Origin of the sequence: Micromonospora sp. SL1-18 (assembly GCF_047921505.1) — a bacterium.
Taxonomy (GTDB): Bacteria; Actinomycetota; Actinomycetes; order Mycobacteriales; family Micromonosporaceae; genus Micromonospora.
The window spans coordinates 22,247-38,078 of record NZ_JBLROA010000009.1; the positions used below are offsets into that span (position 1 = coordinate 22,247).

Genomic DNA, 15,832 nt, shown 5'->3' on the forward strand with positions numbered 1-15,832 from the left:
GTGGCCACCTCGACGCTCGACCGGCCCCCGGGCACCGCCGCGGCGGACATCCCCCGCGGGCCGGTCCGCCGGCTCTCGGCCTGGCTGCACCGCCACGCCGGGGTACGCCTCGCCGCCCTGCTCGCCGCGCCGCTGTTCTGGCTGGTCGTCGCCTACCTGGGCGCGCTGGCCGTGCTGTTCGTCTCGGCGCTGTGGACCGTCAACGGCTTCACCGGGGAGGTCGTCCGGCAGCCCACCCTGGTCAACTTCCGCACCATCGCCACCGACGAGGTCTACCGGACGGTCGCGCTGCGCAGCGTCGGCGTGGCCGCGGCGGTGACGGTGATCGACACGCTCATCGCCCTGCCGATGGCCTTCTTCATGGCGAAGGTCGCCCGGCCCCGGTACCGGCGCTGGCTGGTGGTCGCCATCCTCACCCCGCTCTGGGCCAGCTACCTGGTGAAGGCGTACGCCTGGCGGGTGCTGCTGGCCAACGGGGGGCCGGTGGACTGGCTGCTCGGCGGGCCGGGCAGCGGACCCGGATACGGGCTGAGCGCGACCGTGCTGGTGCTGGCCTACCTGTGGCTGCCGTACATGATCCTGCCCATCTACGCGGGCCTGGAGCGGCTACCCGACTCGCTGCTGGAGGCGTCGGCGGACCTCGGCGCCCGGGCGGGCCGGACGTTCCGGAAGGTGGTGCTGCCGGTCATCGTCCCGTCGGTGATCGCCGGTTCGATCTTCACCTTCTCGCTCTCGCTGGGTGACTACATCACCGTCCAGATCGTGGGTGGCAAGACGCAGCTCATCGGCAACCTCGTCTACGCCAACATCGGAGCGGCGAACAACCTGCCGTTCGCGGCCGCGCTGGCCACCATCCCGGTCCTGATCATGGTCGTCTACCTGGTCGCCGTGCGGCGGTCCGGGGCTCTGGAGGAGTTGTGACGCTCTCCCGGTCGGCGCGCTGGCTGCTGCGCGGCGCGATGGCGCTCGGCCTGGCCTTCATCTACCTGCCGCTGGTCATCGTGCTGGTCAACTCCTTCAACGCCGACCGCACCTTCGCGTGGCCGCCGCCGCACTGGACCACCGAGTGGTGGGCGCGTGCGTGGGACAACGCGGGCGCGCGGGAGGCGCTGTGGATGTCGGTCAAGGCGGGGCTGGGCGCCACCGCCATCGCGCTGCTGCTCGGCTCGCTGGTCGCCTTCGCCGTGCAGCGGTACCGGTTCTTCGGCCGGGGAACCGTGTCGCTGCTGGTCGTGCTGCCGATCGCGCTGCCCGGCATCGTCACCGGCATCGCGCTGGACACCGCGTTCCGCTCGGTGCTGGCGCCGCTCGGCATCGGCAAGGGCCTCTTCTCGGTGGTCGTCGGGCACGCGACGTTCTGTGTCGTGGTGGTCTACAACAACGTGCTGGCCCGGCTGCGCCGGCTGGGCGGCAACCTCCAGGAGGCGTCGGCCGACCTGGGCGCCGACGGGCTGCAGACCTTCCGGTGGGTCACCTTCCCGGTGCTGCGTTCGGCACTGCTTGCCGGTGCGCTGCTGGCGTTCGGGCTCTCCTTCGACGAAATCATCGTCACGACCTTCACGGCCGGCCCGGGCGTGCAGACGCTGCCGATCTGGATCTTCAGCAACCTGTTCCGGCCGAACCAGGCACCGGTCATCAACGTGGTGGCCGCCGTGCTGATCGTCGCCTCGGTGGTGCCGATCTATTTCGCCCAGCGGATCTCGGACACGGCCACCGGCGGTCGCCTCTGACGGCCCGCCGGGCCGGATCGGCCCGCCCGCCGGTGCCGCCGGCCGCCACGCCCACAGGCAGCGGCGGGCCGAGCGGGTTTGCCGGCGTACGGGGTGGGTAGCTCGCGTCGTCCATCGGCCTGACCTTTGGGGGCGACGCGGTGTCCGTACCGGCCAGGGCTGTCTCGCGGCGCGACCCGCCGCCGCCCCCGTTCGCCGCCGAACTGGCCCGGGAGCTGCGCGCCGCCGTCGAGGGCGAGGTGCGCTTCGCCCCGGGCGACCGCGCGTTGTACGCGTTCGACGCATCCGCCTTCCGCCAGCTGCCGATCGGCGTGGTGCTGCCCAGGAACGCGGCGGACGTGGCGGCGGCACTGGCGGTGTGCCGCCGGTTCGGGGCGCCGATCTTCGCGCGGGGATGCGGTACGGGGCTGACCGGACAGACCGTCAACTCGGCGGTCTGTTTCGACTTCTCCAAGTACCTGAACGAGATCGTCGAACTCGATCCAGTCCGACGACGGGCCCGGGTGCAGCCGGGAGTGATCTGCGACCAACTGCGGGACGCCGCCGAGGTCCACGGGCTGACCTTCGGACCGGACCCGGAGACGCACGACCACGTGACGCTGGGCGGCATGATCGGCAACAACTCGTGCGGCACCCACTCACAGATGGCCGGCAAGACCGTCGACAACATCGACGAGCTGGACGTGATCACGTACGACGGCACCCGGCTCCGGGTCGGCCCGACCGACGAACGGGAGCTGGCGCGGATCATCGCCGAGGGCGGCCGGCGTGGCGCGATCTACGCCGGGTTGCGACACATCCGGGACCGCTACGCCGACGTGATCCGCTCCGGGATGCCGGACATCCCGCGCCGGGTCTCCGGATACAACCTGGATCAGCTGCTGCCGGAGAACGGCTTCCACGTGGCGCGGGCGCTGGTGGGTTCGGAGTCGACGCTGGCGCTCACCCTGGAGGCGGAATGCCGCCTGGTGCCGTCGCCGCCGCACCGGGCGCTGGTCGTCATCGGCTACCCCGATATCGCCTCCTCCGGCGACGACGTGGCCTGGCTGCTCGGCTTCGCGCCGATCGGGATGGAGTGCACCAGCCGGCACGTGGTGGACAACCTGCGAGCGAAGCGGATGCACGTCGGCAACGAGCGGCTGCTGCCGCCGGGGAACGCCTGGCTGCTCGTGGAGTTCGGCGCGGACACCGAAGCCGAGGCGGCTGCCCGCGCACGGGAGCTGTCCGAGGCGCTCCGGCACCGCCCGGGCGGGCCCAGCCACCGCTGTTACACCGACCCGGCGCAGCAGACCGGGGTGTGGGAGATCCGCCGGAACTCGGCCGGCACGACCCGGATGCCGATCGGTCTGGGCGGCCACCCCGGCTGGCCCAACTGGGAGGACGCGGCCGTATCCCCGGACCGGCTCGGGGACTATCTGCGCGCGTACGCCGGGCTGCTGGACCGGTTCGGCTACGACGCGGTCATCTTCGGGCACTGGGGGCAAGGTTGCGTGCACTGCCGGCTGAACTTCGACCTGCGTACCGCCGAAGGGATCCGCCACTACCGCGACTTCATGGAGCAGGCCGCCGACCTGGTCGTCTCCTTCGGCGGCTCGCTGTCCGGGGAGCACGGCGACGGGCACGGCCGGGCCGAGCTGTGGCCAAAGATGTTCCCCCCGGAGCTGCTGCGCGCGTTCGAGGAGTTCAAGCGGGTCTGGGATCCGGACGACCGGATGAACCCGCACAAGCTGATCGACCCGTACCCGCTGGACTCGCACCTGCGGGAGGGCACCAGCTTCCGCCCGCTGGAGCTGGAGACGGCCTTCCGGTATCCGGTCGACGGGGGCAGCTTCGCCGAGGCGGCCGGCCGGTGCTTCGGGGTGGGCAAGTGCCGGCACACCTCCGGCGGGGTGATGTGCCCGAGTTTCATGGTGACCCGGGAGGAGCGCCACTCGACGCGGGGGCGGGCCCGGCTGCTGCAGGAGATGGCGGACGGGTCGGGCTCGATCACCGGCGGCTGGCGCAGCCCGGAGGTGAAGGAGGCGCTGGACCTCTGTCTGGCCTGCAAGGGCTGCCGGGGCGACTGCCCGGTCCAGGTGGACATCGCCACCTACAAGGCGGAGTTCCTGCACCATCACTACGCCGGACGGATCCGGCCCCGCCAGGCGTACGCGCTGGGGCTGATCAACGTGTGGGCCCGGCTGGCCTCGTACGCCCCGCGGGTGGTCAACGCCGTCACCCACGCGCCGCTGCTGCATCGGCTGGTCAAGCTCGCCGGTGGCGTCGCCCCGGACCGCGAGGTTCCCGACTTCGCCCGGCGTACCTTCGTCGACTGGTTCGCCGAGCACCGTCCCCGGGACGTGACCGCGCCCCCGGTGCTGCTCTGGCCCGACACCTTCACCAACCACTTCGAGCCGCGGATCGGCGTCGCGGCCGTGACGGTGCTGGAGGAGGCGGGTTTCCGGGTGGTGCTGCCCGAACGCCGCCTCTGCTGCGGCCGGCCGCTGTACGACTACGGGATGCTCGACCTGGCCCGCCGCTACCTGCGCCGGGTGCTCGCCGCGTTGGCCCCCGAGATCGAGGCCGGCATCCCGCTGGTCGGGCTGGAGCCGAGCTGCCTGACGGTGTTCCGGGACGAGCTCACCAACCTCTTCCCCCACGACGCGCAGGCGCAGCGGCTCCGGGCGCAGAGCTTCACCCTCGCCGAGTTCCTGCACCGGTACGCCCCGGACTGGCCGGTGCCCCGCCTGGAGCGCGACGCGCTCGTGCAGCCGCACTGCCATCACCACTCGGTGCTCGGCTTCGACAGCGACGCGGCGCTGCTGCGCCGGATGGGGCTGCGGGTGGCGCAGCCGGACGCGGGCTGCTGCGGCATGGCCGGCAGCTTCGGCTACGAGGCGGGCGAGCGGTACCGGGTCTCGGTGGCCGCCGGCGAGCGGGTGCTGCTGCCGGCGGTACGCGCCGCCGCCGCGCGGACGCTCATCGTGGCCGACGGGTTCAGCTGCCGCGGGCAGATCCGGGGCGGCACCGACCGCGAAGGCCTGCACCTGGCCGAGGTGCTGGCGCTGGCCATCCGGGAGGGGCGGGCGGGCCCACCGGGCGGCTACCCGGAGCGGCGGCGGCCCGAGGTGGCCCCGGCGGGACGGGGCCGGGCGCGGGTCCTGATCGGCGCCGGGCTGCTGGCGGCCGGCGCGCTCGCCGTCCGTCGTCGGGGCGCCGCTCGGGGTTGAGCGGCGACATTTCAGGACGCGGAGAGAGGAGGAGGCGGTGGCGGAGCAGCGTACGGCCGCGGACACCCTGGTCGACCGGCTCGTCGACTGGGGCGTGGAGGCCATTTTCGGATTGCCGGGTGACGGCATCAACGGGCTGATGGAGGCCCTGCGGAAGCGGCGGGACCGGATCCGCTACGTGCACGTGCGGCACGAGGAGGTCGCCGCGATGGCGGCGGTGGGGTACGCCAAGTTCACCGGCCGGCTCGGCGTCTGCTTCGCCACCTCGGGGCCGGGCGCGGTGCACCTGCTCAACGGCCTGCTCGACGCGAAGGTCGAGCAGGCGCCGCTGCTGGCGATCACCGGGATGTCGTACCACGACCTGATCGGCACCAGCTACCTCCAGGACATCAACACCGACTACCTGTTCAACGACATCGCGCTCTACAACCAGCGGATCATGGGCCCGGCGCACGTCACCAACGTGGTCGACTACGCGGTGCGTACGGCGCTGTCCCAGCGCGGGCCGGCGCACCTGGCGTTCCCGATCGACTACCAGGCGGCCCCCGCCGGGTCCGGCCCGCGGTACGTGCGCAACGTGCCCGGCCACACCTCGACCACGTTCCGTACGCCGGTCCGGGTGCCCTGCCGGGCCGACCTGGAGGCCGCCGCGCGGACGCTCGCCGGCCGGACGAGGGTCGCCATCCTGGCCGGGGCCGGTGCCCGTGGCGCCGGCGACGAGCTGGAGGCGGTGGCCGAGCTGCTGGGCGCGCCGATCGTCAAGGCGCAACTGGGCAAGGACTGCGTGCCCGACGACAGCCCGTACACCACCGGCCCGATCGGGCTGGTCGGCTCGCTGCCCTCCGAGGAGGCACTCGAGCAGTGCGACGCGCTGCTCATCGTCGGCTCGACGATGCCCTACATCGAGTACTACCCGAAGCCGGGGCAGGCGGTCTGCGTACAGATCGACGACAAACCGGAGCGGATGGGGCTGCGGTGCCCGGTTGACGTGCCGCTCTGCGGTGACGCCGGTGCCACCCTGGCCGCGCTCCGGCCGCTGCTGCCCCGCAACGACGACCGCCGCTTCCTGACGAAGGCGCAGGAGGGGATGGCCCGGTGGTGGGACCTGATCGCCGAGCGGGGCACCCGTTCCGACACGCCGATGAAGCCGCAGGTCCCGGCGTGGGCGTTGAACGACGCGCTCGCGCCGGACGCGATCGTGTGCGGGGACTCCGGCACGGTGACCACCTGGACGGCCCGGCAGATCAGGCTCCGCCGGGGCCAGCGGTTCAGCTTCTCCGGCACGAACTGTTCCATGGCGGCCGGCCTGCCGTACGCGATCGGGGCGCAGACCGCGTACCCCGGCCGGCAGGTGGTGGTCTTCACCGGCGACGGTTCGCTGACCATGCAGCTCGGTGACTTCCTCACCGCCGTTCAGCACGATCTGCCGATCAAGGTGGTGGTGCTCCGCAACGACACGCTGGGCCTGATCAAGTGGGAGCAGATGGTGTTCCTGGGCAACCCGGAGTACGGCGTGGACGTGGCCCCGCTGGACTTCGTGAAGTTCGCCGAGGCGTGCGGGGCGAAGGGCGTACGCATCGACGATCCCGGCCGCTGCGCCACGCAACTGGCCGACGCGCTCGCGGCGGACGGCCCGGTCATCGTGGAGTGCGTGGTGGACCAGCACGAGCCGCCCATGCCGGCCAAGATCCGGAAGGACCAGGTCAGCAAGCTGACCAAGGCGCTGCGGTCCGGCACGCCCAACCGCAACCGCATCGCGCTGGACATGGTCAAGGATCTGCTGGACGAGGCGAGCTTCCAGGCGAGCCCCGCGCGCGCGATCCCGGACCGGGCCGGGCAGGCGCTCTCCGGGCTGGCCGGCCGGTTGCGCGACCGCGCCGATGACGAGCACTCCGAGTAGGGCCGGGAGACGACGGGAGGCCCTTGTGGTGCACGCGCTGAGTGCCACGGCCGCCAGCGCGGATGTGATCAGCTACCTCGGCCTGGGACGGGCCTTCCCGGCGAACATGACCGGCAACACCGTGCTGGCTCGGACTGGGGGTGGCCACCGGCGACCTGGCCGCCGCGGGGCGCTCGGCCAGCGCGCTGGTCGCCTTCGTGATCGGTGCGGGCGTGGTGGGGGCGACGGTGTCGGTGCGGGGCTGGTCGCGGGGGCTGCTCTGGATGCTCGCGGTCGAGGTGCTGCTGCTCGCCGCCCTGCCGGCCTGGTGGTTCGCGCTGCCCGGCCGCCCGTCGGGCTGGCCGCACGCCCTCACCGCCCTGGGGGCGGCGGCGGCGTTCAGCACGTGGGCGGCCCGGGCCGCGCTGATCCCGGTGGCGCTGTTGGGCCTGGCCGTGGCGACCGCCGCGTCGGTGCAGCGAGCCCGGTCGATCTCTGGCGTCCGCTGAGCCGGCCGGAACTGCCGGGCCCGCCCCACGGCCGGCGCGTCGCCCGGCCCGGCCGGTGCCGGTCAGGCGACAAGCACCGCGGCGGCCACCCTCAGGTCCGCGACCAGACCCTCGTACGCCACGTCCTGGTTGTCGGCGCGCAGCACCGCGGACGGGTGGATGGTGGCCAGCAGTTGGGCCTCCGGGACGTCGGCCACCTTGCCGGTGTTGTCCACCGGTACCCGGGTGAAGTCCTCTGGGCGCTGGGCGGCCGCCGGCCAGGGCAGCAGCTCCCCGCGCTGCCTCGTCACCCGGAACGTCGGGCCGAGCAGGGCCTTGGCGGCGGTGGCGCCGAGCACCACCACGACCTCCGGGCGGAGCCGGGCGAACTCGGCGACCAGCCAGGGCCGGCACGCGGTGATGTGCACCCGGTCCGGCGTCTGGTGGATCCGGCGCTTCCCGCGCAGCTCGAAGCGGAAGTGCTTGACCGCGTTGGTCAGGTAGATGTGGCCGGGGTCGATGCCCGCGTCGTCCACCGCGCGGCGCAGCAGCCGGCCGGCGGGGCCGACGAAGGGCAGCCCCTGCTGGTCCTCCATGTCGCCGGGCTGCTCACCGACGAAGACCACCCGGGCGCTCTCGTCGCCCCGGCCGAAAACGGTCTGCGAGGCGTCCTGGTAGAGCTCGCAGCCCCGGCAGCCGGCCGCGGCGGCGCGCAACTGGTCGATGGTGTCCGCCTGCGGCGGGATGAAGTGCTGGGCTCCGGGCGCATTCTCGGTCTCGGCCATGCCGACTTTATATACCGGTTTCGGGCCACCCGTCGGGTGCGTCCGGTGGCTGGTCCGGATCAGAAGCCGCCGCCGCGGCGACCGGCCACCGCGAGCGAGATGATCACCAGGATGATCACCACCGCCACGGTGATCCAGAGGCCGACTACGGCCCGCTTCGAAGCCACGATGCTCCACCCCCTGGGTCGCGCGTTACGCGCTCGTCGCCGCACCATGCCGCCGGCGGAGGTCAGGCGGTGAACGAGGCCGGCCCGGCGGGACGCACCGCCCGCGCCACGGCGTCGGCGAGGGGGGTGAGGTCGCCCTCGTCGAGCGAGCTGACCGTGATGCGTACGCCGGGGGCGGCGGCGATCCGGTTGAGCGCGCCGGGGGCCACCGACCAGCCGGCATCGCGCAGCGCGGTGACCGCCACGGTCTCGTCGGGCACGGGCACCCAGACGTTGATCCCGGTCCGCCCGTGGGCGGCCAGGCCCCGCGCGGCGAGCGCCTCGACCAGCCCGTCCCGGCGCCGCTCGTAGCTCTCCCCCGCCTGGCGTACCAGGTCCGCGGTCGTCGGGTCGCGCCAGAGCGCCAGGACCAGGCGTTGCAGCACGGTGGAGACCCAGCCGGCGCCGACCTGGGCGCGGCCCGCGACCCGGGCCACGGTGGCCTCGTCGCCGGCGAGCACCGCGAGCCGCAGGTCCGGGCCGTAGGGCTTGCTCACCGACCGGACGAAGGCCCACGCCGGGGTCGCCCCGGCGATCGGGTGCAGGGGTACGCGGGCCAGTTCGGCGGCGTGGTCGTCCTCGATCAGCAGCAGGTCGGCGCGGCCGGCGAGCAGCGTGCGCAGGGCCGCGGCCCGGTCGGCGGAGACGGTGGCGCCGGTCGGGTTCTGGGCGCGGCTGGTGACGATCAGCGCGCGGGCGCCGGCGGTGAGGGCGGCCCGGACGCCCGGCTCGGTGGGGCCGTCGTCGTCGACGGGCACCCCGTTGGGGCGCAGCCCGAGCGCGGCGACGAGGTCGAGCAGGTTGGCCCAGCCGGGGTCCTCGACCGCGACCGCGTCGCCGGGTCGCAGGTGGGCGGTGAGCAGGCGCTCGATGCCGTCCAGCGCGCCCCCGGTCACGGTGATCTCCTCGGCCGGTACGCCGTCGGCGGCGAGCCGCTCCCGGGCCGCGTCGGACAGTTCGGGCAGGACGGCGGTGGCCGCGTACCCGGTGGGCGGGCCGACCTCGGCGGCGAGCGCGGCCAGGTGCGGGCCGAGCGGCGGCAGCAGTCGGCTGTCGGGCTCCCCGGAGGAGAGGTTGCGGGCGCCGGGCAACGCCGGCGGCATCAGCGCGGAGCGGCGGGTGGCCACCGGTGGGCGGGGCCGGACCCGGGTGCCGTGCCGGCCGGCGGTGGTCACCAGGCCGCGCTGCCGCAGCTCCTGGTACGCCTTGGCGACGGTGGCCGGGCTGACGGCCAGCGCGGTGGCGAGGGCGCGGACGGCCGGCAGGGCGTCGCCGGGGGCGAGGGCACCGGTGCGGATGCCGGTTTCCACGCTGGCCGAAATTGCCGACGACGACGACCCGACGACCTGATAACGTGCTGCCACAGTTCGAGGATTGTACTAGAACAAAGGTGGATTGTCGTATGTACCCCCGGACCGAACGGACCACCGCCACCCGCACCCGCGACCGGATGCACTACGACCGGGCCACCGCACACGCCCTGCTCGACGAGGCGTACCACTGCGCGCTGTCGTTCACCGTGGACGGCGAGCCGCGGGTGCTGCCCACGCTGCACGTCCGCATCGGCGACACCCTCTACCTGCACGGCTCCACCGGCAGCCGGCCGCTGCTCGCCGCCCGGGGCGACGCCGGGCTGCCGATCTGCGTCGCGGTGACCCACCTCGACGGGCTGGTCTACGCCCGTTCCCAGTTCCACCACAGCGCCAACTACCGGTCCGTGGTCGCCCACGGCACCGCCCGACTGGTCACCGACGAGCGGGAGAAGGCCGAGGTGTTCGCCGCGCTGGTGGAGAAGGTGGCCGCCGGACGCAGCACCGACAGCCGGCCGCCGAACCGACGGGAACTGGCCGAGACCGCGGTGCTGGCGCTGCCGCTGCGGGAGGTGTCGGTCCGGATCCGCGCCGGTGGGGTGAAGGACGAACCCGCCGACCTCGACCTGCCGCACTGGGCGGGCGTGGTGCCGCTGCGGCTCACCGCCGGGCTGCCCGAGCCGGCCGCCGGGGTGGCCGCGCCGGTGCCGGCGTACCTGCGGCCGGCCCGCTCGCCCTGGCTGGAGCCGGTGGTGCTGCGCGGCGAGCACGTGGTGCTGGAGCCGCTCGAGGAGTCCCACGCCGAGGAGCTGTACGCCGCCCTCGACGACGAGGAGGTGTGGCGGTACGTCGGCAGCCCACGGCCCACCAACGCCGACCAGATGGCCGGCCTCATCCGGGCCGCGCTGGCCGATCACGAGCGGGGCGTCCGGGTGCCGTGGGTGCAGCGCTGCGCGGCGACCGGCGCGGTGGTCGGCACCACCTCCTACTACCAGCCGGACGCGGGCCTGCGGACGATGGAGATCGGCTTCACCCAGCTCGGGCGGGCGTGGTGGCGCACCGGGATCAACACCGAGGCGAAGCTGCTGCTGCTCACCCGGGCCTTCGAGGAACTGGACGCGATCCGGGTGACCTGGCAGACCAGCACGCTCAACGAGCGCTCGCAGCGGGCCATCGAGCGGCTCGGCGCCACCCGGGAGGGGACGCTACGGTCCAACCGGCGGCGGGCCGACGGCTCGTGGCGGGATTCGGCCCTCTACTCGATGCTCGCCGCCGAGTGGCCGAGCGCACAGGCCAGGCTGCGGGAAAGGCTTCACTCGACGGCACCGGTGGCGTCATGATGACCGGCGTGCTGGGCATCACCGACATCTGGACGTACGTGCTGGGGACCGTGGCGATCGTGCTGCTGCCCGGGCCGAACTCGCTCTTCGTGCTCTCCACCGCCGCCAAGCGCGGCGTGCGGACGGGCTACCGGGCCGCCGGCGGCGTGTTCGTCGGCGACTCGGTGCTGATGATCCTCTCCGCCGCCGGGGTGGCGTCGCTGCTCAAGGCGTACCCGCCGCTCTTCCTGGTGATCAAGTACGCCGGCGCCGCGTACCTCGGCTACGTGGGGTTGACCATGCTGCGCGGCGCCTGGCGGCGCTGGCGCGACCGCAACGACCCGGCGACGCCGCGGCTGATCGACGCGGCGGAGCCGGCCGCGCTGCACAGCCCGTTCCGGAAGGCGCTGGTGATCAGCCTGCTCAACCCGAAGGCGATCCTCTTCTTCATCTCGTTCTTCATCCAGTTCGTCGACCCCGGGTACGCCTGGCCGGCGCTGTCGTTCCTGCTGCTCGGGCTGATCGCCCAGGTGACCAGCGCGCTCTACCTCACCGCGCTGATCTTCACGGGCACCTTCCTGGCCGCCCAGTTCCACCGCCGCCGGCGGCTGGCCGCCGGCGCCACGACCGGCATCGGCATGCTCTTCCTCGGCTTCAGCCTCAAGCTCGCCACCGCCTCGGTGTAAGGAAGGGCCCCTTGTTAACGCCTGCGGTATAGCAAGGGGCCCCTGTTAACGTCGATCGAGCGGCACCCGGCGGTGCTGCGGCTAGATGCCGCCACCGTTCCCGCTGCTGATACCGCCGGTGCCGCCGGCGGTGCCGCCGAGGCCGACACCGGGCGGGATCGGCTCGTCCGGGTGGCGGCTGACGTGCGCGGACTCCCGGATCGTGGCGGACCAGTCGGCGTGCGCGGCCGCCGCGGCGTGCCGGTCGATCGCGTGCCGCAGCCAGCCGTCCACGGTGGCGACCCAGTCCCGCTGCTCGGTACCGGCGTGCCAGGCCCGGAACCGGCTGATGCTCTGGTGGGTGACCCCGGCCAGGGAGAGCCGGCGGTCCATCCAGAGCAGCACCTCCAGTCCCGCCGCGTTGGTCACGAAGATCACCTCCAGCTCGGTGATCGGCCCGGCGTACAACGGCGCCACCCAGTAGCCGAGCCGCTCGTGGAACGGAAGTTTCTGCTCCACCCCGGGCAGCCGGCCCTGCTGCAGGCCCGCCTGGCGCATGACGAAGCCAAGGGTGTCCAGCGCGGCGAGGACGTGCTGCTGGACGGGGAGCGGATGGACGAGGACCGGCACCATCGCGCCCTGGTCCAGGTCTGGGTCGACGGACACCTCGGTACGCAGCCCGGTGCGCAGGCTCATCAGCGGCACCCCGCCGAAGATGGTCACCGGGGTCTCCCAGGGCAGCGGGACAGCGAAGTCGACCGCCCGCCGCCGGCCGGCCGGTACCACGAACCGGCCGGCGATCGGCACCTGGTGGTACTGCACCAGCCGGCGGGGCGAGTCGGGGTCCTCCGGTTCGACCTGGGCGACCAGCCCGAGCCGGACGTGCCGGACCAGCACGTCCTCACCCCCGGCCGTGAGGGTCACCCGGCCGGGCAGCCGCAGCCCGGGCCGGGTGCTCGGATTGGGCAGGGTGGTACTCACCGAGAGCCCGGTCCAGACGGACTCCGACGACACCCCGGTCAGCCGCATCCGCGCACCCCCTCCCCGACCGGCGGCATTCCCCGGATGCCGGCCGGGCACTCCTGGCCTGGGCTCCGCTACCGGACGTCAGCGCATCCGGCGGCCCCGGGGCACAGGGTCGGTCTCGTCGTCGAACTCGCCGATAACCTCCTCCAGCAGATCCTCGAGGGCGACGAACCCGACCGGCCGGGTCGGGCCGCCACCGTTGCGGACCAGCGCCAGCTGGGCCTGCCGGCCGCGCATCGCCGCGACCGCCTCGGTGACCGAGGCCCCGGCGGGCAGGACGAACGCGGAGGTCATCAGCTCGCCGGCGGTCGCCGGCCGCCCGGTGGTGACCGCGCGGACCGCCTCGCGTACGTGGACCAGGCCGCAGACCTCCCCGCCGGCGTCGACGACGGCCAGCCGAGAGCGACCGCTGTCCCGGGAGACGTGCTCGATCCGCTCGGCGCTGTCCTCCCGGCGGACCGTGACGATCCGGTCGAACGGCTCCATCACCTGCGCCACGGTGGTGCCCTGCAGCTCCAGCATGCTGGTCAGCATCTGGTGCTGCTCGGCGCCGAGCAGCCCGTGCTCGCGGGACTGCTCCAGCAGGATGCGCAGCTCGTCCGGGCCGTGCACCTGGGCGAGCTGGTCCTGCTGGCGTACGCCGACCAGCCGCAGTACCGCGTTGGCCAGCGCGTTCAGCGCGGAGAGCACCGGACGGGCGACCCGGGCGAAGGCCCGGAACGGCAGCGCCAGCAGCATCGCCGAGCGCTCCGCGTCGGTGATCGCCCAGGACTTCGGCGCCATCTCGCCGACCACCAGGTGCAGGAACGTCACCAGGGCCAGTGCGAACAGCAGCCCCACCACGTGGCTCGCCGCCTGCGGCAGCCCGACGGTCTGCAGCAGCGGGCTGACCAGGTGCTGGATCGCCGGTTCGGCCAGGGCGCCCAGCCCCAGGGTGCACAGGGTGATGCCGAGCTGCGCCCCGGCCAGCATCAGGGACAGCTCGCGGGCCCCGTCCAGAGCCGCCCGGGCCGCCCGGCCGCCGCCGGCCGCCAACTGTTCCAGGCGGTACCGCTTGGCCGCGACCAGGGCGAACTCGGCCGCCACGAAGAAGCCGTTGAGCGCCAGCAGCACGATCGAGAAGAAGAGCGCGAAACCGGGCGTCATGCTGCCTCCTCCCCGCGCTCGACGGCGGTCATCCGGAGCCGTACGGAGTCGGCCACGTGCCGGTCCACGGCCAGCACCTCGACCAGGGCGCGCGGCTCGACGGCGGACTCGTCGCCTTCGACGCCGAGGCTGATCTCCAGCCGGTCGCCCACCTCGGGCACCCGGCCCAGCTCCCGCATGACCAGCCCGGAGACGGTGTCGTACTCGGGCGCCTCGGGCAGCGCGATGCCGGTGCTGTCGGCGACCTCGTCGATCCGCCAGCGGGCGGGCACCACCCAGGACCCGTCCTCCTGGCGCGCCGGGGCCCGCTCCGGCGGGTCGTCCTCGTCGCGGATCGGCCCGACCAACTCCTCGGCGATGTCCTCCAGGGTGATCACGCCGGCGAAGCCGCCGTACTCGTCGACCACGCAGGCGAGCTGCCGGTGCCCGACCCGGAGCCGGTCCAGCACCGTCGGCAGCGGCAGCGTCTCCGGCACCAGCAGCGGGGGTACGGCCACCGCCGCGACCCGGGTGGTGGCCCGGTCGGCGGGTGGCACCCCGAGCACGTCGGCGATGCCGACCACGCCGACCAGGTCGTCGACGCCCTCCGCGCCCTGCACGGGGAACCGGGAGTGGCCGGTGTCGAGCAGCTCGACGACCCGGCTGACCGGTTCGTCGGCCCGTACGGTGTGCACGTCGACCCGGGGGACCATGGCCTCCCCGGCGGTCAGCTCGCGGAAGTCGAGGCCCCGGTCGAGCAGGTCGGACATCGCGGCGTCGAGGTGCCCCTCCTCCCGCGACTCGGCGATGATCTGTTCCAGGTCCTCCGGGGTGGCGCCGCTCGGCAGCTCCTCGATCGGCTCGATGCCGACCCGGCGCAGCAGCCGCACGGCGGCCCGGTCGAAGAGGGTGATCAACGGCCCGGCGATCCGCAGGTAGATCAGGGTGGACCGGGCCAGCGCCCGAGCGAGGTGCTCGGCGCGGGCGATGGCCAGGTTCTTCGGGGCCAGCTCGCCGAGGACCATCTGCACCACGGTGGCGATGATCAGGGCGAGCGCCACCGACAGCGGCAGCGCGACGGCGGCGGAGACCCCGGCGACGCCGAGCAGGTCGGCCAGCCCGGCGCCCAGGTACGGCTCGGCGGCGTAACCGACCAGCAGAGCGGTCACGGTGATGCCGAGCTGGGCGCCGGAGAGCATGAACGACAGCCGACCGGTCACCTCCAGGGCCCGGGCGGCGGCCCGGTCACCGCCGTCGGCGAGCTGCTTGAGCTTGCCCCGGTCCACGGCGACGTAACCGAACTCCTGGGCCACGAAGTAACCGGTGGCGGCGGTGAGCACGATGATGAGAACGAGTCCGACGAGGATCAGCACGGGAGGTTCAGGGCTCCCGGGGCCGTCGGGGCGAGGGGTTGCCGGGCCGTACCCGGCTGGCTACTGCTGCCCTCCTGGGCAGAAGAGTCGATCATGCCGCCATTCTATCGGCGTCGTCTGGACATCCGCTGAGGGTGCCGGGAAGGCCCCTCGACATCCGGTTGCGGCGCGGCGTCAGCCGCGCCGAGCCGGAATGGCCGGCTCGGCGGCCGGGCGCTCCCGCGGGGCCTCCACCAGCAGGTCGGGCCGGCCAAGCTGGCGCACGGCCTTGTTGACCACCCGTTGCGCGGCGGCGAGGGAGCGCACCGGAAGCAACTTGCCGCGGCTCTCCCTGCGTAGCACGAAGTAGTGCACGGCGGCACGGACCAGTCCACGGTCGGCGGCGCTGGAGTGGGCCGTGGCGACCACCAGCTCACGCAGGCAGCGGGCCAGTTCCTCGGCGAGCTCCAGCTCGGGGCCGTGCAGACCGGCGCGAAGCGCGGCGAGATGGCTGTCGACCTTGCGGATGAGCACGTCGGTCCCGGGCCCGGAGCCTCGCCCCTCGACGGTCATCCAAGCCCTCCACCCACGCTGCGTTGCGAGTGAAGTTACTTTATGTTGCGCGGTACAAGCAAGCAGTTAAGTAAGACTTAATACCTGCAACGCCTCATCCATCGCGTAAGCCTCCCTACCGGACAGACCAGCGCCCGGCAGGGGCCGGATGTCACATCGGCGAGG

13 protein-coding genes are annotated in these 15,832 nt (G+C 73.4%); 7 read left to right on the top strand and 6 right to left on the bottom strand.

All coding sequences use genetic code 11. The annotated features are described in order from the left end of the window. From ACNAW0_RS05955 to ACNAW0_RS05975, 5 genes are all read left to right on the top strand, one after another. Window positions 1–921, top strand: coding sequence for an ABC transporter permease (locus ACNAW0_RS05955; protein WP_416286693.1), 921 nt, complete (start codon window positions 1–3; stop codon window positions 919–921). After that, window positions 918–1,730, top strand: coding sequence for an ABC transporter permease (locus tag ACNAW0_RS05960; RefSeq protein WP_416286694.1), 813 nt, complete (start codon window positions 918–920; stop codon window positions 1,728–1,730). Before ACNAW0_RS05955 ends, ACNAW0_RS05960 begins: the two co-directional genes overlap by 4 nt. 140 nt (window positions 1,731–1,870) lie before the next feature. Beyond that, window positions 1,871–4,939: an FAD-binding and (Fe-S)-binding domain-containing protein gene (locus ACNAW0_RS05965; protein WP_416286695.1), complete on the top strand. Its 3,069-nt coding sequence runs from the start codon at window positions 1,871–1,873 to the stop codon at window positions 4,937–4,939. 37 nt (window positions 4,940–4,976) lie between these two features. Next, window positions 4,977–6,839 carry a thiamine pyrophosphate-dependent enzyme gene (locus ACNAW0_RS05970; protein ID WP_416286696.1) on the top strand — a complete coding sequence of 621 codons (1,863 nt, stop codon included), beginning with the start codon at window positions 4,977–4,979 and terminating at the stop codon, window positions 6,837–6,839. 140 nt (window positions 6,840–6,979) lie between these two features. Next, complete coding sequence (locus tag ACNAW0_RS05975) at window positions 6,980–7,327, top strand: hypothetical protein (protein ID WP_416286697.1); 348 nt, start codon at window positions 6,980–6,982, stop codon at window positions 7,325–7,327. Window positions 7,328–7,389: 62 nt separating this feature from the next. On the opposite strand, the gene ACNAW0_RS05980 is transcribed toward ACNAW0_RS05975, so the two are convergent. Further along, window positions 7,390–8,091, bottom strand: coding sequence for a UdgX family uracil-DNA binding protein (locus tag ACNAW0_RS05980; protein ID WP_416286698.1), 702 nt, complete (start codon window positions 8,089–8,091; stop codon window positions 7,390–7,392). A gap of 229 nt (window positions 8,092–8,320) precedes the next feature. Beyond that, window positions 8,321–9,661, bottom strand: a complete 1,341-nt coding sequence (locus tag ACNAW0_RS05985; RefSeq protein WP_416286699.1) for an aminotransferase class I/II-fold pyridoxal phosphate-dependent enzyme — start codon at window positions 9,659–9,661, stop codon at window positions 8,321–8,323. 38 nt (window positions 9,662–9,699) lie between these two features. Between ACNAW0_RS05985 and ACNAW0_RS05990 the strand changes: the two genes are divergently transcribed. Together ACNAW0_RS05990 and leuE are read left to right on the top strand one after the other, a co-directional pair. After that, entirely contained in the window at window positions 9,700–10,947 is a 1,248-nt protein-coding gene (locus ACNAW0_RS05990; protein WP_416286700.1) for a bifunctional pyridoxamine 5'-phosphate oxidase family protein/GNAT family N-acetyltransferase, read from the top strand. Beyond that, window positions 10,944–11,612 (top strand): leucine efflux protein LeuE, encoded by a 669-nt coding sequence (gene leuE, locus ACNAW0_RS05995; RefSeq protein WP_416286701.1) that lies wholly within the window; start codon window positions 10,944–10,946, stop codon window positions 11,610–11,612. Before ACNAW0_RS05990 ends, leuE begins: the two co-directional genes overlap by 4 nt. A gap of 81 nt (window positions 11,613–11,693) precedes the next feature. Here the strand turns inward: leuE and ACNAW0_RS06000 are convergent, their stop codons facing one another. The 4 genes from ACNAW0_RS06000 to ACNAW0_RS06015 all read right to left on the bottom strand — a co-directional run bounded on the left by ACNAW0_RS06000 (window position 11,694) and on the right by ACNAW0_RS06015 (window position 15,667). Then, window positions 11,694–12,620 carry a sporulation protein gene (locus tag ACNAW0_RS06000; protein WP_416286702.1) on the bottom strand — a complete coding sequence of 309 codons (927 nt, stop codon included), beginning with the start codon at window positions 12,618–12,620 and terminating at the stop codon, window positions 11,694–11,696. A 78-nt stretch (window positions 12,621–12,698) separates the two neighbouring features. Then, window positions 12,699–13,763 (bottom strand): hemolysin family protein, encoded by a 1,065-nt coding sequence (locus ACNAW0_RS06005; RefSeq protein ID WP_416286703.1) that lies wholly within the window; start codon window positions 13,761–13,763, stop codon window positions 12,699–12,701. Continuing rightward, complete coding sequence (locus tag ACNAW0_RS06010; protein ID WP_416286704.1) at window positions 13,760–15,115, bottom strand: hemolysin family protein; 1,356 nt, start codon at window positions 15,113–15,115, stop codon at window positions 13,760–13,762. Before ACNAW0_RS06010 ends, ACNAW0_RS06005 begins: the two co-directional genes overlap by 4 nt. Window positions 15,116–15,289: 174 nt before the next feature. Further along, window positions 15,290–15,667, bottom strand: coding sequence for a hypothetical protein (locus ACNAW0_RS06015; RefSeq protein ID WP_416286705.1), 378 nt, complete (start codon window positions 15,665–15,667; stop codon window positions 15,290–15,292). Window positions 15,668–15,832 lie beyond the last annotated feature (165 nt).